Here is an 18,816-nt window from a genome sequence, read left to right as displayed (position 1 = left end):
TAGACCCGAGGGCATGTGGTCTCACGAGGTAGTTTTCCGGCATGGAAGCGGAGTTCGAGTCAGGGAACGGGTCTGTCGCCTGTCCCTGCTGCGGCTGTCTCACGGTGGGCGAGCGCGGCGCTTTCGAGGTCTGCCCGGTCTGTTTCTGGGAGGACGACGGGCAGGACGATCACGACGCCGACGTCGTCCGAGGCGGGCCCAACGGGGCCTTGTCGCTCACGATGGCTCGGCGGAACTTCGCTCTTCACGGTGCCTGCGAGGAGGCGTTTGTGTACAACGTGCGGCCTCCGGAGCCGGACGAGATCCCCGCGGACGGAAGTGCTCGGCCGCTGCCCGAAGGCGCGAAGGTGCAGCGGGTGAAGCGGATGCGGTCCTGACTAGCGTACCGGCAGCGCGCGGCGCCGTCCGGTGATTCCGGTGGTGTTGAGGTTGGCGCGCTCGCCGGCGGAGTGACCGTCGAGGTAGCCGCTGCCGGACAGCCGCCTCGGCGGCGCCGAGCGAAGATCACCGTACTGCTCGTCGTAGGCCTGTTTGACCATCGCCGTCCTGTCCTGGATCACCAGTTCGGCGGAGCGGTGGCCCGCGGCGGTGGTGTGGGTGCGGGCGGCGGTGTCTTCACTGTTGCGGAGCCGTTCGTAGACCGCGCCGGAGAACCCGTGCAGCCAGGTGCGCCGGTACGCGGCCAGCGATTCGCCGGCGAACACCCGGTTCTCCGGACGGACCCTGGTCAGTTGCGTGGTCGCCTGCAGCAGCAGGCTCGTGTACAGCAGTTCGGTGCGTTCCAGATCGGACCGGAAACCGAATACGGTCACCGCGGTGACCGACTGGCCGAGCCGGTGCAGCAGGGCCCGGCAGCGCAGCGGATGCGCGATGTTCGTGAGCAATCCCGCCTTGTCCCGGCTGTACGGGTTGTCGAGCGGGATCATGATCTGGGTGATCTCGTCGGCCGTCGCCCCGGAGGCGGCGAGCAGGGCTTGATCGATGCCGTACCGGGCGATCAGTTCGGCGGCCTTGGTGTTGTACGACTCGGCTTCGGCCTCGGTGACCGCCGGGTCCTCCGCCTTGGCGAGAAGTTTCCGGACGCGTGCGAGCAGCGTGTCATGGTCGGGCATGACCCTCCTTCCTGATTGGGTTGGAGCGGATCAATCTAGGAGAGAGGTCCGACAATATTCGGACAGGATCTTCGGATCCCGGCAAGGGGGTGCTATGGCTGTCGAGGTGGCGGTGGTCGGTTCCGGTCCGAACGGGCTCGCGGCGGCCGTCCTGCTGGCCAGGGCGGGCCTTTCGGTCGAGGTCCACGAGACCGCCGACGAGATCGGCGGGGGAACGCGCACGGCTCCGCTGTTCGACGAAGACGTCGTCCACGACATCTGCGCCACGGGGCATCCGCTGGCCGCGGCGTCCCCGTTCTTCCGCTGGTTCGACCTCGCCGCGCACGGTGTGGACCTCCTGCGGCCGGAGATCGCGTACGCACACCCGCTCGACGGTAACCGGGCCGGACTCGCCTATGAAGATCTCGACCGGACCTGTGATGCCCTTGGTACGGACGGCCCCCGGTGGCGCCGCTTGATGGGACCGCTGGCCGGGCACAGCCGCGAACTGGCCGATCTCCTGCTCGGCGACCTTCGCACGCCGCCCCGAGACCCGCGGATCGCCGCTCTGCTCCCCGCCCGGATCGCGACACTCGCGTCCGGACTGGACAGCCGCCTGTTCAGCGGCGAAGAAGCGCCCGCGCTGCTTTCCGGTGTCTCCGCGCACGTGATGAGCCGTCAGCCCTCGCTCGCCGCGGCGGGCGCGACACTCCTGCTCAGCCACCTCGCGCACTCGACGGGCTGGCCGATCGCCCGCGGCGGGAGCCGGACCATCACCGAGGCTCTCGCCGCCGAAATCCGCGCGCACGGCGGACTGATCCACACCGGCAGCCGGATCACCGATCTGCGGCAGCTGGCGAAGTCGCGCACGGTGATCCTCGACCTCTCCCCGCGCGGATTCCTCGACATCGCCCGCGATCTGATGCCGCCGCGATACCGGAAGGCGCTGGAGTCCTACCGATACGGACCCGGCGCGGCGAAGGTCGATTTCCTGGTGTCCGAACCGGTTCCGTGGGCGGTGCCGGAGGTCGGCAAGGCGGGCACCGTCCATCTCGGTGGTACCCGCGAGGCGGTGTACGCCGCCGAAAACGCCATCGTGCGCGGGGAAGATCCGGAAGACCGCTTCGTGCTCGTTTCGGATCCGATGGCGATCGACCCGTCCCGCGGCCTGCCGGGCAAACGGCCGGTGTGGGCGTATTGCCATGTGCCGCACGGCGATCCTCGGGACGTCACCGAACTCGTCCGTCGGCGGATCGAAAGGTTCGCGCCCGGGTTCTCCGACACGATCCTGGCGAGCCGCTGCCTCACCGCGCCGGAACTCGAGGCGTACAACGCGAACTATCCCGGCGGTGACGTCGCCGCCGGCGCGGTGAACCTGCGCCAGGTGCTCGGACGGCCCGTCATGCGGTGGAATCCGCACCGCACCCCGCTCGGCGGTGTCTTCCTGTGCTCGGCCGCGACGGCGCCGGGGCCGGGTGTACACGGGATGGGTGGTTGGCACGCCGCGAAATCCGTACTGGGAAAGGACTTCGACAGCGTGATTCATGATCCGCGCGGCCGCACGAGGCCTGTTTCGTAGGCGACCACCACGGCTTGGGCGCGGCTCGAAATCCCGAGTTTCGTCATGAGGCGGTTGAGATGCGTCTTCACCGTCGCCTCGCTGACCAGCAGGCTCCGGCCGATGTCGGCGTTCGGCATTCCGGTGCCGACGAAACGCAAGACCTCGAGTTCGCGTTCGGTCAGCCCGGTGAGGAGCGTCGGCGCCGACGGCTGTTCCGGTGGGGCCCGGGTGAAGGCCTCGACCAGCCGCCGGGTGATGGTCGGGCCGAACAGCATGTCGCCGCGCGCGACGGCGTGGATCCCGGCGATCAGCGTCTCCGGCGGGCTGTCCTTGAGCAGGAAACCCGCCGCGCCCGCGCGCAACGCGGTGTAGACGTACTCGTCGAGGTCGAAGACCGTCAGCATGAGTACGCTCGGCTTCTCCGGCCCGGCGTGCGCGAGGATCCGCTCTGTCGCCTTGACACCGTCGAGTTCGGGCAGCCGGATGTCCATCAGGATCACGTCCGGACGCAGTTTGAGGGCCTTCTCGACGGCTTCGAGCCCGTCTCGCGCTTCGCCCGCGACGTGCACGTCGGGAACCGCGCTGAGCAGGGCGACGAAGCCCGCACGGACGAGATCCTGGTCGTCGACCACCAGCACACTGGTCACCGGGCTCGCTCCTGCGGCAGATAGGGAAGGGTCAGTTCGATCGAGAAACCGCCGGAGCCGGCCGGTCCCATTTCTATCGAACCACCGTACATTCTCGCCCGTTCACGCATTCCGATGAGGCCTTGTCCCGCCGGATTGGGCGGTGGCGTCTCCTCGGAAGCGGAATTGCGGACGGACAGCACGAGTGCTTCCTCGCCGTATTCGAGGACGAGTTCCGTCCGCGCCTTATCCGCGTGTTTCAGTACATTAGTGAGCGCTTCCTGAGCGATACGATAGGTGCACAGTTGCTGTCCCGGAGGAAGTCGTCGTGGTTCGCCGATCGTGCTCGTCTTCACCGTGAGCCCGGCCTCGCGCACACGGGCGACCAGCGCGGGAAGGTCGGCGAGACCGGGCTGAGGTCGGTACTCATGGGGTTCGTGCTGTGGCGGGCGCAGCACCCCGAGCAGACGCCGCAGCTCGTCGAGTGCTTCCGTCGTGGTCCCCGTGATGGTGTCCAGCGCGGTCCTCGCGGTGTCGGGGGAGGACTCGAAGACGTAGCGGGCGAGGTTCGCCTGCACCGAGATCACCGAAATGTGGTGGGACACGACGTCGTGCAGCTCGTGGGCGATGCGGATGCGTTCCTCGACGACGGCCTGTTCCGCCTCGTGCCGGATCTCCCGTTCCGCGCGGACGGCGCGTTCCACCATCCTGTCCGCGCGGAGGTAGCCGAGCCGTCCGACGATGATCGTGCCCGCGCACTGGGCGATCAGGCGCGTCGTGTCGGCCACGAAGGACGGCACCTCGCCGAGCACGAGTCCCAGCTCGAAAAGGGCGACCCACGCGATGGTCGGCGGCACGGCTTTGGAGGGCGGATAGCGCGCCCACACCGTGTACGCCGCGATGAAGGCCGAGGGTTCGCCCAACGTGGCCCGGTAACCCAAAGCGGTGTAGACGGTCATGATCGAAACCGACGCGAGCAGGACCGCGATCGGATGACGGCGGCGCATGATCAGCGGGAGGGCGATGAAGACCGCGAGAACGACCGCGCCGGTCTCGACAGGGTCGCCGAACGAACCGCCGCGAGGCGCCGCGCCCAGCGCGAGGAGGGCGGCCGCGGCCGCGGTGATCAAGCAGTCGAGGAGCAGCGGCCGTGCGCGGAGGAGCTGAAAGGGCTGAGCGAGGGACGGCACTTCCGAAAGCTACCGTCGGAGTGTTGAGGCGCCCAATTCCTGCAACCATGGCGGTATTCGCCCGTGGAGATACCGCCAAGGTTTACCTCGGCCTCCGACTCGCGGGGATTCCGCTCGGTGATCTGTCCGGTTACCGTCGGAGCAGGATGGACATTTCCATTCCCCCGACTCGGCGAAGAGGATGACCCGCTCCGGGTGAGAGGGCCTTCGGGAGGGGATATCCGGAACGGGCCGCCTCTTCGCCGAGCTTCAGCCGAGGTACGCGTCGAGGGTGACGGCCAGCGCCCTTTCCGGTGACGGCGCGAAGCTGGCGCCCGCCAGCCCGCCCCAAAGCCACAACTGGGCGAGACCGTGCAGCGACGCCCACAGCGAGGACGCGAGCAGTCGCGGGTCGGTCGTGGGATGCCAGTCGCCGTTCTGGACTTCGGCGACCAGCGAGGCGAAGAAGTCGAACACCGCGCTGCTCACGCGCGTGAGTTCGGGGTCGCCCGGGTCGATGAGGTCGCGGCGGAACATCAGCTCGAACATCGCCGGATTGGCCAGCGCGAAATCGAGGTAGCCGTGGCAGGCCGCGATGAGCCGCTCGCGCGGTGTCCCGTCCGGCAGGCCGTCGCCGCGGTCGAGCAGTTCCGCGTAGCCACGGGTGGCGACGGCCGAGAGCAGGGCCGCGCGCCCGGAGAAATGCCGCAGCGGGGCGCCGTGCGAGACACCGGCGGCCTTGGCGATCCCGCGCAGCGTCACCGCCCCGACGCCTTCTTCGGCCAGCAGGTTCGCCGCGGTGTCGATCAGGCGGGTTCGGGCGCCCATGACCGGGTCTCCTCGAGGACGGGCAGGAGATCCGGGCGCTTCGGCAGGAAGCCGTCGCCGGGCTGGCGGCCGATGAGCCGGTTGCGGAAACGGCTGACCGCGACAGGGAGGACCTCCCGCGTCAGCCAGTTCAGATCCGCCCGAAGGCCCGGGCGTCCGGCCGAACCGGGGAGCGGCTCGAGCCAGGCCGGGTCGTGGGTGACGCCGAGCTTGCCGAGTACGTGCCCGGCGAGGCGCCGGTGGCCCTGCTCGGAAAGGTGCAGCCGATCCGGGCCGAAGTAGCGGGAATCGTGCGCGGCGTGGTCCGGCCAGAGGTCGACGAGCGTCGCGCCGTAGCTGACGGACGCCTCGCGCACGGCGTCGTTCAACGCGGTGAGGCGAGGGCGTATGCGATGGCCCATCGGCATGCGGTGCGAAATGTCGCTGAGGGTGAAGGTGACGACGTTCGGCGCGATCTCGGTGCAGGCGCGGATGGCCGTGTCGACGCGGCGGGCGACCGTGCGCGCGTCCCAGCCGCGGCTCATCACGTCGTTGCCGCCGCCGAACAGCGCGATCAGATCCGGCTGGAGCCTGCTCGCCGCCGCTGTCTGCTCGGCGTGGATCTGGTCGAGCCTGCGCCCGCGGACCGCGAGGTTGGCGTAGCGGAAACCGGGCTCTTCCTCGGCGAGGCGTGCCGCGACGAAATCGGCCCAACCGCGGTAGAAGCCACCCGAGGGATGCGGATCGGCCAGCCCTTCGGCGCAGCTGTCGCCGAGCGCGACGAAACGTTGGTAGCCCATCCAGATCTCCGTAACCGCGAGTTCACCTTGTAGACACTGTCTATCAAACTCGGGTAGACGCTGTCTACTCAGTGGTCGAGGCGTGCCCGATGGGCCAGGGCGACGGCGCGACGCGGATCACCGTCCGGGAGCACCCGGCACAGCGCGTCGACGACTTCCAGGTCGTCGGCGCCGCAGGAGGTCTCCCAGTACGTCCAGAGCGCCGTCGCGTCCCCGCTGCCGAGGACGACACGCCGGATCGAAGCGGTGACCGACTCCCGCTCCTCGCGGACGGCGGGCGACTCCGACTCGCTCAACAGCGGCCCGCGGAAGGCGCCCGCCGCACCGGCGACGTCGCCCCGTCTGAGCGCCGTGCGGACCCGCAAGAAGTCGGCGTCGACTTCGGCCGAGAGCCGGTACGGCCGGGTCTGCACGATGTCCGATCCGAGTTGTGTCCGCAGCCGGTGGATCTCCGCGCGTACGGTCACCGGGTTGCCGCTCTCGCCGTAGAGCAGCAGGGCCAGCCGTTCCGCGGACAGTCCGCCAGGGTGCAGCGCGAGCAAGGTGAGGATCTCCGCGTGCCGCAAGGTGAACGGCACCTCGCGACCGTCCACTGTGGTCGATGGCGGACCGTCGGTGAGGAACTCCAGCGCGAGCCGAGGACGTCGGGATGGCGCCCGGTTCCGCAGTCGCAGCAGGTAACCCTCGCTCAGCGGCTCCACCGTCCCGAGCCGTCCGTCGGGAAGGGTGACCGCGCCGCCGCCGGGCCGGATGTCCACAGTGGAGGGAAGGTCGCCGCAGGATTCCGCGGCCAGCACGCGTCCCTTCGCCGACAGCAGGGCGCCTGGCGCGCCGCGTAACGCTTCCAGGTGAGTCATGTTCGCGACCCGCAGCCGCTCGTCGCGCATCGCGAGCCGTGCTCGCAGCTGTCCTTCGGCGAGCTGTGCGGCCGCCGTGACCAGCGCGAGCATCGCGGGATGGACCGTACGGAGAGGACCGCTGACGTCGATCGACCCGAGCAGCGCGCCGGTCTCCGGATCGCGCACGGGCGCCGCCGCGCAGGTCCAGCCGTGATAGGTCCGCACCAGATGCTCGGCCGAGTAGATCTGCACCGGCTCCCCGGTGGCGAGCGTGGTGCCCATCGCGTTCGTCCCGATGACGTCCTCGCTCCAGCGCGTGCCCTCGGCGAGCATCACGCCGTCCGCGCGCCGCAAGACCGCCGCCGCGCCCTCGCGCCACAGGATGTGCCCGGCCGCGTCGGTCACGATCATCATGTGCTCGGCGTCGTCGGCGATGCTCACCAGCGTCTGCCGCAGGATCGGCAGCACCGGCGCCAGCGGATGTTCGTCCCGCAGCCCTGTCAGCTCGCCGGAGTCGTAGACCAGTGGGGCGACGCCGGTGTCCGGGTCGACGTGCGCGGCGAGCGAGCGATTCCACGAGGCCGACACGATCGACCTGGGGGAACGCGGCCCCGGAACACCGGAGAGGACGGCGTCGTGGACGTCCTTCAGCAGCCGCGCGTACGCCTGAGGGTCACGCGGCGACGCTTCACCTCCGGGCAGCTCCGCCACGTTTCCGAGGATAGGTGACCGGGCTCACTTCGTTGCAACGTGCGTGCAACCTCACCCGGCCTACGTTCGCCGCCGAACGCCACCCCTAGCGATGAGGCAGGAAAGATGGCCAAGTACGCGGCACCGAACACCGAAGGCAGCGTCGTCAGCTACGAGTCCCGCTACGACCACTACATCGGCGGCGAGTACGTGGCGCCCGCGAGCGGTCAGTACTTCGAGAACCCGACCCCGGTGACCGGGCAGGTGTTCACCGAGATCGCCCGCGGCACCGCCGCCGACATCGACCGCGCGCTCGACGCGGCCGAAGGCGCGGCCGCGGCGTGGGGCCGGACTTCGGTGGACGAGCGGTCGAACGTGCTGCTCCGGATCGCCGACCGGATGGAACAGAACCTCGAGGCGATCGCCGTCGCCGAATCGTGGGAGAACGGCAAGCCGGTCCGCGAGACGCTCGCCGCCGACATCCCCCTCGCGATCGACCATTTCCGCTACTTCGCCGGCGCCCTGCGCGCCCAGGAGGGCGGCATCTCGCAGATCGACGACAACACCGTCGCGTACCACTTCCACGAGCCGCTCGGTGTGGTCGGCCAGATCATCCCGTGGAACTTCCCGCTGCTGATGGCGGTCTGGAAGCTCGCGCCCGCGCTCGCCGCGGGCAACGCGATCGTGCTCAAACCGGCCGAGCAGACCCCGGCGTCGATCCATCTGCTGATGTCGCTCATCGGCGACCTGATCCCGCCGGGTGTGCTGAACATCGTCAACGGATTCGGTGTCGAGGCGGGCAAACCGCTCGCGTCGAGCAACCGCGTGCGGAAGGTCGCGTTCACCGGCGAGACCACCACCGGACGGCTGATCCTGCAGTACGCCAGCGAGAACATCATCCCGGTCACCGTCGAACTCGGCGGCAAGAGCCCGAACATCTTCTTCGACGACGTCGCCGCGGCCAACGACGCCTTCTACGACAAGGCGCAGGAAGGCTTCGCGCTCTTCGCGCTGAACCAAGGCGAGGTCTGCACCTGCCCGTCGCGCGCGCTGATCCAGTCCGGGATCTACGACCGGTTCCTCGGCGACGCCGTCGAGCGGGTCAAGAAGATCAAACAGGGTCACCCGCTCGACACCGAAACGCAGATAGGCGCGCAGGCCTCCAACGACCAGCTGGAGAAGATCCTTTCCTACATCGACATCGGGGTGAAGGAAGGCGCGAAGATCCTGACCGGCGGCGAACGCAGCGACCTCGGCGGCGAACTTTCCGGCGGGTACTACGTGCAGCCGACGGTGTTCGAAGGCGACAACAAGATGCGGATCTTCCAGGAGGAGATCTTCGGACCGGTCGTTTCGGTGGCGAGGTTCGACGACTACGCGGACGCGCTGAAGATCGCCAACGACACCCTGTACGGCCTCGGCGCCGGTGTCTGGTCTCGTGACGGCAACACCGCCTATCGCGCGGGCCGCGACATCCAGGCGGGCCGGGTGTGGGTCAACAACTATCACGCGTACCCGGCGCACGCGGCCTTCGGCGGCTACAAGGCGTCCGGCATCGGGCGCGAGAACCACAAGATGATGCTGGACCACTACCAGCAGACCAAGAACATGCTGGTGTCCTATTCGGACAGTGCGCTCGGATTCTTCTGATGGCCGAGCGGGTCGGTTTGACACCGGCCGCCGCGGATCTGCTGCGGCGGCTGGTGTCGCTCCACGGGCCGGTGATGTTCCACCAGTCCGGCGGATGCTGCGACGGAAGCGCGCCGATGTGCTACCCGGCGGGCGAATTCCGCACCGGGATGTCCGACGTCCACCTCGGCGATCTGGTCGTCGAGGGGATCGAGGACGTCCCGGTGTGGATGTCGGGGCCGCAGTTCGAGTACTGGAAGCACACGCATCTGACCATCGACGTCGTGCCCGGCAGAGGAAGCGGCTTCTCCTTGGAGGCGCCCGAAGGCGTGCGCTTCCTGGTCCGCTCCCGGCTGTTCAGCGACGAGGAATCGGCGGAATTGAACGGCCCAGCAACGCGATGAGCCGTTCGCCGGGGCCGGCGCCCGGCGGTGCCTCGACGGCGTTGTCGAAGGCGCCGCCGGGCCCGCGCACCGGCATCACGTCGGGGTAGCTGCTCGCCACGCGCATCGCGACCGTCGCGAGTTCGTCGTCCCAGCGGTGTTCGCGGCCGAGGGCGGCGTCGAGGTCCCAGCCGTGGACGAGGTTGTCGACGAACAGCACGGCCAAGGCGTTCTTCCCGGGAAGCGGGCCGAAGGTCCCGAAGTCGAAGGTCTTTTCCAGAGCCTGGGTGTCGAAAGCCTCGAGGAACTCGGCGGAGCTCTCTTCGTAGGACCTGGCGAGTTCGCCGTCCGACGTCGGCCGGGTCTTCCTGGGGCTGCCGGACGCCTGCGCGGCGCGGTGCTCGTTGTTGTCGATCAGGTGTTTCACGACGTCACGGATGGTCCACTCGGCGCAGGGGGTCGAGCGGCCCCAGTCGTCCGTGCCGATCCCGGCGATCGTTTCGCCCGCCGCCCGATGTGCCCGTGTCGTCAACGCGAGGAAGTCCATTCCGGCAACATATACGAACGGTCGTGCTAGTTTCTAGGATGTGAGCACACTCGAAGTGAACGAGGTCTTCGTCGGGCGGCCCTCGGTGCTGGGGGCGAAGCGCGATGTCCCGGTGTACAGCGCCATCGCGAAGTCACGTGTCGACACGTCTTCGCTGAAGCTGGACGAGATCAATCTCGCCGGTGACGATCAGGCGGATCGCACTGTCCACGGCGGTGTCGACAAAGCCGTTTACGTCTATCCGGCCGCGCACTACGCGGCCTGGTCGGAGCAAGGCTTCGCGGTGGTCGCCGGCGATTTCGGGGAGAACGCCTCGGTGGCGGGTGCCGACGAACACGATGTCCGCGTCGGGGACGTCTGGAGCTGGGGAGACGCCCTGGTCCAGGTGTCGCAGCCGCGTACGCCGTGTTTCAAGCTCGCGATGAAGACCGGGCGCAAGGACGTCATCCCCGCGATGATCGATTCCGGCCGCAGCGGCTGGTACCTGCGAGTACTCCGGACCGGCGAGGTCCCCACCTCCGGGCACATGACGCTCGAAGAACGCGATCCGGTGAATCCGACGATCGCCGAGGTGTACGTCGCGTCGTTCACCAACGTCGCCCAGCTGGACGAAGATCGCCGTGCCCGGTACTGGGCGCTGCTGGACCGGGTGCTGGCGGCGCCGTCGCTCTCCCGGCAGTACCGTGACGGCCTGGAAACGGCGAAACGGCGGTGGGAGGAACGGAATGCCGGTTGACGGCCGGGTGGCCCGAGGCGACGCGACGAGGCGGATCGTGCTGCGGCGCGCTGTCGACATCGCCTCCGTCGAAGGGCTCGAAGGGCTGTCCCTCGGCAGGCTCGCGACCGAACTGGAACTGAGCAAATCCGGGGTGTTCGCGCTGTTCGGTTCCAAGGAGGAACTCCAGCTCGCGGCCGTCGAGACGGCGAGCGCGATCTTCGCGGAGAACGTGATCGGGCCGACTCTGGAGGTCGAGCGGGGGATCGGCAGGCTGCGCGCGCTGTGCGCGAACTGGCTGGACTACTCGGAACGCCGGGTGTTCCCCGGCGGCTGTTTCTTCTTCAACACCGGCGCCGAATTCGACGCGCGGACCGGCCGGGTCCACGACGCGGTGGCGAACGCGAGCCGGGGATTCGCCGAGTTCATCCGGGCGACCGTCGTGGAGGCGAGGAAGGCCGGGCACCTCCGTGAGTCCGTCGACGTGACCCGGCTGGCCTTCGAACTGCACGCCCTCGGCCGGGCCGCGAACGCCGATTCGGTGATGTTCGGCGGCACGGAGCCCTACGCGCTGGCCCGTGCCGCCATCACCGAACGTCTCGACTACTGCCAGTCGACCTGAGTGGACCGGTAGAAGTCGATGCCCTGCTGAACCCAGCGCGGGCTCTGCTTCGCCAGCCGGAGCCGGTAGGCGTCCCAGGTCCGGGAATCCTTCGGCGACCAGCCGATCTCGGCGTAACCCGGCAACCTCGGGAACGCCATGAACTCGATGTGCTCACTCGTCACGAGCGTTTCCGACCACAACGGCGCCTCGACGCCGATGACGTTGGCCTCCGTCACGCCCTGCAGGTACGTGGCCGGATCCCAGTCGTAACCGGTCTTGACCTCGATCAGTCCCGCCCAGCTCAGCCCGAGTGGCGTCTGCGGGTGGTACTTCATGTCCATGTAGGCCTTGTTGGCGGGCGACATCAGGATCTTGTTGCCCCGGGCCGCCGCCGCGGCGACGTTCGCGTCGGTGCCCGTCGTGCCCCAGAACTGCGGGACGGCCGAAACCGGCGGGTTCGTCTTGGCGATGTCGTGCCAGCCGGTGATCTGCTTGCCGTACTTGGCGACGATCGGCTGCACCTTCTTGGCGAAGGTCTGGTAGTCCTCCGGAGTGGTCGCGTGCGCCTCGTCGCCCCCGATGTTGAGGTACTTGCCGGGGGTGATCGCGGACAGTTCGCGGAGGACGTCGTCGACGAAGGTGTAGGTGATGTCCTTGTTGATGCACAGCGAGCTGTAGCCGACCTCGATGTCCGTGCGTGCCGGTATGGGCTTGCCGTCGCAGTTCAGCTCGGCGTACGAGTGCTGGGCCGCGTTGGTGTGTCCCGGCATGTCGATCTCGGGAACGATGGTGATGTGCCGCGAAGCCGCGTAGCGCACGAGGTCCTTGTACTGATCTTGGGTGTAGTACCCGCCGGGACCGCCGCCGACGGCGGTCAGCCCGCCGACGGTCGCCAGCTTCGGCCAGCTCTTGATCTCGATCCGCCAGCCCTGGTCGTCGCTCAGGTGCAGGTGGAGCGTGTTGATCTTGTACTGCGCGATCTGGTCGATGTAGAGCTTGACCTGCGACGGCGTGAAGAAGTGCCGGGCGACGTCGAGCATCGCGCTGCGGTAGCCGAAGCGCGGGTAGTCGAGCACGGTGCCGCCCGAGACCACCCACGAACGCTTCTGGACGGTGGTCGCCTCGATCGCCGACGGGAGCAGCTGGCGCAGTGTCTGCACGCCGGAGAACAGGCCCTTGTCGGTGTTCGCCTTCAAGGTCACGCCGGACGACGACACCTTGAGCCGGTAGCCCTCGGTGCCGACGCGGCCGCTCGCGTGGCCGGTTTCGAGTGAGATGGCGGGGCCGCCGCCGCGGTGCCCGCTGACGACGGGCAGCCGGTAGCCGGTGGCGGGCCGGAGCAGCCCTGCCAGGTATTCGGCGACCTGCTTGCCGTCGCGGTCGGTGCGGATGACGGTCGCGGGGCTGAGCCGGAAGTTTTCGCGAGGGTCGGGCTTCGCGTCGACCGGCGCGGGGATGACGTCGGTGACGGTCCGCTCGGCCTTCGCGTGCTGTGCCGCGCTCGCCGTCGCGGGCAGGCCGAGAGTCACGAGACTCAGGACCGCCACGCCGAGCACGGTTGTGGACAGGCGTCTACTCATGGAGCACCTCCGGTCGGGGAACTGGAGACTCTCTTCCTTTAGAGGTATAGACCAATAGGGCAAACACGACAACACCCGATCGGACTAGGACGGCGTACCGATCATCGGTCACTCGCCGCGCAGAACCGCTTTCAAGGCATCGAGAACGCTCGCGTCTTCGATCGTCGAAGGCACTTGCTCGTCGCGGCCGTCGGCGATGCCGCGCATCGTCTTGCGGAGGATCTTCCCGGATCGCGTCTTCGGCAGGGCGTCCACAATGGACACATCGCGGAACGCCGCCACCGGGCCGATGTCGCGTCGCACCAGCGCGACCAACTCGGCCTTGAGCGTCTCGGCGTCGGTTTCGACTCCCGACTTCAGCACCACGAATCCGCGTGGGAGCTGCCCCTTGAGCTGGTCCCGGACGCCGATCACCGCGCATTCGGCGACGGCGGGATGGGAGGCCAGCACGGCCTCCATCGAACCGGTCGAAAGCCGGTGCCCCGCGACGTTGATGACGTCGTCGGTGCGGCCCATGACGAACAGGTAGCCGTCTTCATCGACGTACCCGGAGTCTCCCGTCAGGTAGTGGCCTTCGTACCGCGAAAGGTACGCCTCGCGATACCGCTCGTCGTCCTGCCACAGGGTGGGCAACGAGCCCGGCGGGAGCGGCAGCTTGATGGCGATGGCGCCTTCCCGCTCGGCCGGGAGCGGCTCGCCAGCCTGATCCAGGATCCGCACGTCCCAGCCCGGAACCGGTTTCGTCGCGGAACCGGGTTTGACCGGCATCGGTTCCAGTCCGCGCGGATTCGCCGCGATCGGCCAGCCGGTCTCGGTCTGCCACCAGTGGTCGATCACCGGAACGCCGAGCTTCTCGTGCGCCCAGTGATACGTCTCCGGATCGAGCCGTTCGCCTGCCATGAACAGCGTCTCGAAGCTGCTGAGCTGGTATTTCTTCGTTTCGTTCGCGTCCGGATCGACCTTCTTGATCGCCCGCAGCGCCGTCGGCGCGGTGAACAGCGCTTTCACCCCGTGGTCGGCGATGACCCGCCAGAACGCGCCCGCGTCAGGGGTCCCGATGGGTTTGCCCTCGTACATGAGCGTTGTCGCCCCGATGAGGAGCGGCGCGTAAACGATGTAGGAATGGCCGACGACCCAGCCGACGTCGGACGCCGTCCACCACACGTCACCGGGGTGGATGTCGTAGATCGCGTCCATCGACCAGGCCAGCGCGACCGCGTGCCCGCCGGTGTCGCGCACGACGCCCTTCGGCTTCCCAGTGGTGCCGGAGGTGTACAGGATGTACAGCGGATCGGTCGCCGCGACCGGCACCGGATCGGCGGGGGAGGCCTTCGCGACCAATTCGGCCCAGTCGGCGTCGCGCTCACCCAATTCGGCGCGGGCGCGCTCCCGCTGCAACACCACGACCTTGTCCGGCTGATGGGCGGTGCCCGCGAGAGCCTCGTCGATGATCGGCTTGTACTCGACGACTCGCGCCGGCTCGATCCCGCACGACGCGGCCACGATCACCTTCGGTTTCGCGTCCTCGATCCGCGCCGCCAGTTCCTTGGGCGCGAACCCGCCGAACACCACCGAATGCACCGCGCCGAGCCGGGCGCACGCGAGCATCGCGATCGCGGCCTCGGGGACCATCGGCATGTACACGATGACGCGGTCGCCCTTCCCGACACCGAGAGAGGCGAGCGCGCCGGCGAACCGGGCGACGTCGTCCAGCAGTTCCGCGTAGGTGAACCGGCGTACCGAATCGGTGACCGGGGAATCCCAGATCAGCGCGGTCTGATCACCGCGGCCGTCCCGCACGTGCCGGTCGAGCGCGTTGAACGCCGTGTTCAGTTCCCCGTCCGGGAACCAGCGGTAGAAGGGCGCCTTCGGCGCGTCGAGGGCCTGCGTCGGCGGACGGATCCAGTCGATCGCCTGTGCGGCTTCGAGCCAGAAACCCTCCGGGTGTTCGAGGCTTCGCTGGTACGACTCGGCGTACATCGAATGCTCCTTCGCGCTCGGATACCGGACCCATCATGGACTTCCGGCCGCGCTAATGCCTGGTGGTAACGGCGTGGAGACGCCCGCGACAACCCGGCAACCCTGTAAGGGCGTGGAGCGTCCTAAGCTGAACTAGGGAAAAACGGCCGTAAACGGCCTTAACTAGCGAGGGGAGCAGGGTCCATGGGACTAGCGAGCGCGCTGCTTTCGTTCGCGCATAGCCTGTTCGGGCCGGGGATCTGGCCGGGGGACTGGGTGTGGGCGACGAGCACCGCGGGAGCGCTGGTCGCGCTGCTGCCCGCACTGGGAGCGATGATCGTCGCGATCATCCGCAAAGGCACCGGCAATCGCTACGACGTGGTGACCCTGTCCGTCTTCGGCGGGATCGGCGTCGTCGCGGTCTTCCTGCTGCCGTGGGTGCTGGCCACCGGACTTTCGCAGGTCTACCAGGAGGCCGCCTCGACGAAGGCAGGCGGTGAATCCGGCTTCAGCGGCAGCGACCTGTCGACCTTCAACGCCGACTACAGCCCGCTGATCGGCAAGCAGAGCGCGTACCTCGGCAGCGGTCAGAACGTCTACGAGGTGCTGTTCTACCCGAACGGCATGCAGCTCTCGTACATCGTCTACCTGATCCTGCTGGTCGGGTTGCCCGCGTTGTCGCTGCTGTTCGTGATGCTGCAGGCACGGACAGCGTTCCGTCGCGGACCGAAGTGGCCCTCGCGGTTCTTCTGGATCCCGTTCGTGCTGATGGTGCTGGCGAGCATCGGCATGGGCGCGAACACCGCCGTGCACTTCTGGCTCGGTTTCCTGCCGTTCAGCGTGCTGGGCCTGATCCCGGTCGCGCTGGTCGGCCCGCCGCCGTGGTCGGTGATCAACCGGCCGGACCCGCAGCCCCGGCAGAAGATCGAGCCGTACCGCCCGGAGCCGCCCGCCCCGAAGCCGCAGCAGCAGTTGCCGCCCCCGCCGCCCAAGCAGTACCCGGCGACGGCGCTCGCGCAGGCTCCCGAACCGCCCGCGTTGGCCGCGGCGCCAGGCCCTGTCCCGGCGCCCCCGGGTTCCCGTAACTCCGGCGGCAGCCGCTACAAGCGCGTCCGGCGGCTGGGTCACGGTGGCTTCGGCACGGTTTGGGAAGCGGTCGACACGCAGCTCAACCGGACGGTCGCGCTGAAGATCGCGCACGCCCCGGATCGCGACACCGAGGAGCGGATGCAGCGTGAGGCCAGGGCGCTGGCCGTGGTGAACCACCCCAACTGCGTCAAGGTGTACGACCTCGTCGAGGAACCGGACGGGCTCGCGCTGGTCATGGAGTACCTCGAAGGCAAGTCGCTGGCCGAAATCGTCGATTCGCAGGGCCCGCTCGACGACATCGCCGCCGGACGGCTCTGGTCGACCATGGCCGGCGCGCTCGCGGCGGCGCACGAAAAGGGTGTGCTGCACCGCGACCTCAAGCCGTCGAACATCATCCTCGACCGCAACGGGCTCGCCCACCTCATCGACTTCGGCATCGCCCGCAGTCAGGGTGACTCGAAGATGACCGCGACCGGGATGATGATCGGCACGCCGGACTTCGTCGCTCCCGAGCAGGCGATGGGCTCCCCGGCGAGTCCGGCTTCGGACGCATGGCAGCTCGCCGCGACGGTCAGCTACGCGTTGTCGGGACAGCCGCCGCGCGGCACCCGGGAGACCCCGATGGCCGCGTTGATGGCCGCCGCCCGCGCCGAACCGGTCTCGGCGCTGCCGAACCGCAGCGCCCACGCCCGGATCCTCATCGCCTCACTCGACCAGGAGCCCCGCCGACGCCCGACGCTCACCGCCGTACGGCGCGACGTCGAAGGCTGGCTCGCCCGTGCCGGCAAGTCGCCGGACGGTCCGGTGACCCAGATCGTGCAGCGCCGCCCTCCGCAGCAGCCCCAGCAACCTCAGCCCCACCAGCAACCGCAGCCCCAGCGCCACCCACGCTGACCTGCGCTGACCTGCGAAAAGAGAGCAAGGGACCTTTGCTAGCGTTAGTTAGTGTGCTAACGAACGCTAGCAAAGGTCCCTTGCTCTCCCTCAGTCGACGATGACCCAGGCCCCGTCACGCCACGCCATGGTGAACGTCTTGGGGTCGGCCGCCATCATCGCGGCCTGAGGCGCGATCGCACCCGGCGGCACGACGACCTTGTCCGGCCCCTTGCTCTGCACCTTCGCCCTATCGACGCGGGTGGCCTTCAGCTTCTTGAGGTCGTCCTCCGAGAACATCCCGAACTGCATCGGGGTGAGGGTTCGGCATTCCTTCATCCCGCCGTCGAAGGCGGGCGCCGTGATCCGGCAGACGGTTTCGAGGTCCTTGGCGCCCAGCGCGTGGTGATAGTCCTCCATCGTGCTCGCGGCCCCGTCCGGGGTGTGCGCCGCCGCGCCGCCGGTGGCGGGTTTGGTGACCGGTGAAGCGGTCACCGAAGGTCGCGAAGCGGTCGCAGTCGGCGCGCTCGAGCTGCTGCTCGTCGGCGCTGTCGAGGTGCTCGGAACTGTCGAAGGCTGTGGCGACGCGGTACCCGGCGTCTGCTCTTCGCAGCCCGCTATCAAGAACAACGCCGCGGCCGCGCAAGCCGCTCCGAGCGGTCGGATGGTCATGATGCCCCCTGTCGAGCTGCTGTTGACCAGCGCAGAGTAACAATCAACATCCAAGTGTCACACTTGAATCGAGAAATTCAGTGTTCGCCGGTGATCAGCGCCAGCATCGACACCGACAGGATCAGCTGAGCGGACACACAGGTACGCGGCATCGCTTCCCTCTTCTTGCCGATGAAGTCGACCTGCACGACCTGGCCGTTGCCCAGCTGGACACTCAGGGCGCAGGCCTCTTCGGTTTGTTCGAACCTGGCTTTCAGCGTGCCGAATTGGCCGTTCCGCACCTCCGCGCCCGCTTTCGGCGGCACGGCTTCGAGACCGCCAGTGCCGGTCGTGTACATCCCGACTGCCTTCGCGTACGGAACTTCGTGAGTGCAGGTCGGCCCCAGTGGGCCTTCGCCCTTCTGCGCGCCTTCGCGGCCCGCGTTGACCCCGGCGTAGTTCGCGTGGGTGAACTTGACGACTTCGCAGACGTCCATGTTCTTCAGCGCTTCGGCCGACGGCTCCTGAACAGTGCTCGGCGCCGGTTTGCCACCTGCGAGCGGAACGAACTTCTTCAGCAGGACTTCGGCGACCTTCTTCGCCAGTTCGCAGTGCTCGGCACGAGTGCCCGCTTCGTCGCTGGTGACGTCATAGGCGTCGACGGCGATCGAGGCGTAGGCACGGACATCCATGTTCACCGAGCAGAAAGTCGCCGGTTCCGGATCGAAGGCGTAGGTCCGGCCCTTGATCCCGGCGATCTCCACGGGCTCCATCACCGGCGAATCCTGCGTGATCCAGCCGTACGGGTGGTAGGCGTGTACTTGCGCGCCCTTGTTGCCCGGGAACACGAACTGGCAGCCGCTGAGCGAGCTCTTGGTGCTCACGAGACCGAGCGGCTGGAGGTCCGGTTTGACCGACTCCAGCCAGCCGCAGCCTTCTTCGCTCTGCTCCACGGGCAGGGCCAGCGGCTGGTCGAGCACCTGGTCACTGAACCCCGACCCGTCGGCGGGCGGCTTGTATCGCGGGTACTTCGCCTCGCTCGCGCCCGGAGCAGCGCCTTCACGGAAGGCCTTCCCGTCGACGGCGCTGGAGCACCCGGTGAGCAGAAGAGCAATGGTCACGAAATACGGCCAACGAGACATGATGACCCCCAGTAGTCCTCAATTCGGACGGGAGTCTAAGCCGCTTTCCGTAGCTTCGCCG

Annotated in this window: 19 protein-coding genes; 8 read left to right on the top strand and 11 right to left on the bottom strand. The window is 68.2% G+C overall.

Features of this window, described 5'->3' with window-relative positions; all coding sequences use genetic code 11:
* Positions 1–41: 41 nt before the first annotated feature.
* Complete coding sequence (locus tag HDA45_RS15130) at positions 42–377, top strand: CPCC family cysteine-rich protein (protein WP_184895778.1); 336 nt, start codon at positions 42–44, stop codon at positions 375–377.
* On the opposite strand, the gene HDA45_RS15125 is transcribed toward HDA45_RS15130, so the two are convergent.
* A complete protein-coding gene (locus HDA45_RS15125; RefSeq protein WP_125782440.1) occupies positions 378–1,112 on the bottom strand; it encodes a DUF2786 domain-containing protein in 735 nt (244 codons plus the stop codon).
* Between the two features lie 94 nt (positions 1,113–1,206).
* On the opposite strand from HDA45_RS15125, the gene HDA45_RS15120 reads away from it, so the two are divergent.
* Entirely contained in the window at positions 1,207–2,670 is a 1,464-nt protein-coding gene (locus HDA45_RS15120; protein ID WP_184895776.1) for a phytoene desaturase family protein, read from the top strand.
* Here the strand turns inward: HDA45_RS15120 and HDA45_RS15115 are convergent.
* The 5 genes from HDA45_RS15115 to HDA45_RS15095 form a co-directional block, all read right to left on the bottom strand.
* On the bottom strand, positions 2,634–3,299 hold the full coding sequence (locus HDA45_RS15115) for a response regulator (RefSeq protein ID WP_184895773.1): 666 nt from the start codon (positions 3,297–3,299) through the stop codon (positions 2,634–2,636). The genes HDA45_RS15120 and HDA45_RS15115 overlap by 37 nt on opposite strands.
* A complete protein-coding gene (locus HDA45_RS15110) occupies positions 3,296–4,468 on the bottom strand; it encodes a histidine kinase (RefSeq protein ID WP_184895771.1) in 1,173 nt (390 codons plus the stop codon). The genes HDA45_RS15115 and HDA45_RS15110 overlap by 4 nt, the downstream gene beginning before the upstream one ends.
* A 249-nt stretch (positions 4,469–4,717) precedes the next feature.
* A complete protein-coding gene (locus HDA45_RS15105; protein ID WP_184895769.1) occupies positions 4,718–5,275 on the bottom strand; it encodes a TetR/AcrR family transcriptional regulator in 558 nt (185 codons plus the stop codon).
* Positions 5,254–6,054, bottom strand: coding sequence for an SGNH/GDSL hydrolase family protein (locus HDA45_RS15100; RefSeq protein ID WP_184895767.1), 801 nt, complete (start codon positions 6,052–6,054; stop codon positions 5,254–5,256). Before HDA45_RS15100 ends, HDA45_RS15105 begins: the two co-directional genes overlap by 22 nt.
* A 68-nt stretch (positions 6,055–6,122) precedes the next feature.
* Positions 6,123–7,604: a GAF domain-containing protein gene (locus tag HDA45_RS15095; protein WP_184895765.1), complete on the bottom strand. Its 1,482-nt coding sequence runs from the start codon at positions 7,602–7,604 to the stop codon at positions 6,123–6,125.
* Between the two features lie 105 nt (positions 7,605–7,709).
* Here HDA45_RS15095 and adh point away from each other — a divergent pair, with 105 nt between their 5' ends.
* Positions 7,710–9,233 carry an aldehyde dehydrogenase gene (gene adh, locus HDA45_RS15090; RefSeq protein WP_184895757.1) on the top strand — a complete coding sequence of 508 codons (1,524 nt, stop codon included), beginning with the start codon at positions 7,710–7,712 and terminating at the stop codon, positions 9,231–9,233.
* Complete coding sequence (locus tag HDA45_RS15085; protein WP_184895755.1) at positions 9,233–9,616, top strand: DUF779 domain-containing protein; 384 nt, start codon at positions 9,233–9,235, stop codon at positions 9,614–9,616. Before adh ends, HDA45_RS15085 begins: the two co-directional genes overlap by 1 nt.
* On the opposite strand, the gene HDA45_RS15080 is transcribed toward HDA45_RS15085, so the two are convergent.
* On the bottom strand, positions 9,570–10,142 hold the full coding sequence (locus HDA45_RS15080; protein WP_184895753.1) for a TIGR03086 family metal-binding protein: 573 nt from the start codon (positions 10,140–10,142) through the stop codon (positions 9,570–9,572). The two genes, HDA45_RS15085 and HDA45_RS15080, sit on opposite strands and share 47 nt — an antisense overlap.
* Positions 10,143–10,182: 40 nt before the next feature.
* Between HDA45_RS15080 and HDA45_RS15075 the strand changes: the two genes are divergently transcribed.
* Together HDA45_RS15075 and HDA45_RS15070 are read left to right on the top strand one after the other, a co-directional pair.
* Complete coding sequence (locus HDA45_RS15075) at positions 10,183–10,878, top strand: MOSC domain-containing protein (RefSeq protein ID WP_184895752.1); 696 nt, start codon at positions 10,183–10,185, stop codon at positions 10,876–10,878.
* Entirely contained in the window at positions 10,868–11,479 is a 612-nt protein-coding gene (locus HDA45_RS15070; RefSeq protein WP_184895750.1) for a TetR/AcrR family transcriptional regulator, read from the top strand. Before HDA45_RS15075 ends, HDA45_RS15070 begins: the two co-directional genes overlap by 11 nt.
* On the opposite strand, the gene HDA45_RS15065 is transcribed toward HDA45_RS15070, so the two are convergent.
* Positions 11,461–13,041 carry a beta-N-acetylhexosaminidase gene (locus tag HDA45_RS15065; RefSeq protein WP_184895748.1) on the bottom strand — a complete coding sequence of 527 codons (1,581 nt, stop codon included), beginning with the start codon at positions 13,039–13,041 and terminating at the stop codon, positions 11,461–11,463. The genes HDA45_RS15070 and HDA45_RS15065 overlap by 19 nt on opposite strands.
* 108 nt (positions 13,042–13,149) lie before the next feature.
* Positions 13,150–15,021: a propionyl-CoA synthetase gene (locus tag HDA45_RS15060; protein ID WP_184895745.1), complete on the bottom strand. Its 1,872-nt coding sequence runs from the start codon at positions 15,019–15,021 to the stop codon at positions 13,150–13,152.
* 183 nt (positions 15,022–15,204) lie between these two features.
* Here HDA45_RS15060 and HDA45_RS15055 point away from each other — a divergent pair, with 183 nt between their 5' ends.
* Positions 15,205–16,983, top strand: coding sequence for a serine/threonine-protein kinase (locus HDA45_RS15055; protein ID WP_184895743.1), 1,779 nt, complete (start codon positions 15,205–15,207; stop codon positions 16,981–16,983).
* A 90-nt stretch (positions 16,984–17,073) separates the two neighbouring features.
* Here HDA45_RS15055 and HDA45_RS15050 read toward each other — a convergent pair whose 3' ends face one another.
* The gene (locus HDA45_RS15050; protein WP_343072071.1) at positions 17,074–17,457 is read right to left on the bottom strand and encodes a hypothetical protein; all 384 of its coding nucleotides are present in this window, start codon (positions 17,455–17,457) and stop codon (positions 17,074–17,076) included.
* Between HDA45_RS15050 and HDA45_RS15045 the strand changes: the two genes are divergently transcribed.
* Positions 17,438–17,674 carry a hypothetical protein gene (locus HDA45_RS15045; RefSeq protein WP_343072070.1) on the top strand — a complete coding sequence of 79 codons (237 nt, stop codon included), beginning with the start codon at positions 17,438–17,440 and terminating at the stop codon, positions 17,672–17,674. The two genes, HDA45_RS15050 and HDA45_RS15045, sit on opposite strands and share 20 nt — an antisense overlap.
* 37 nt (positions 17,675–17,711) lie before the next feature.
* Here the strand turns inward: HDA45_RS15045 and HDA45_RS15040 are convergent, their stop codons facing one another.
* Positions 17,712–18,734 carry a DUF3558 domain-containing protein gene (locus HDA45_RS15040; RefSeq protein WP_184895739.1) on the bottom strand — a complete coding sequence of 341 codons (1,023 nt, stop codon included), beginning with the start codon at positions 18,732–18,734 and terminating at the stop codon, positions 17,712–17,714.
* Between the last annotated feature and the right edge of the window lie 82 nt (positions 18,735–18,816).

The organism is Amycolatopsis umgeniensis, assembly GCF_014205155.1.
GTDB classification, from domain to species: Bacteria; Actinomycetota; Actinomycetes; order Mycobacteriales; family Pseudonocardiaceae; genus Amycolatopsis; species Amycolatopsis umgeniensis.
The sequence above is the reverse complement of the archived record's forward strand: the minus strand, read 5'-3'. Positions and strand labels throughout refer to the sequence as shown.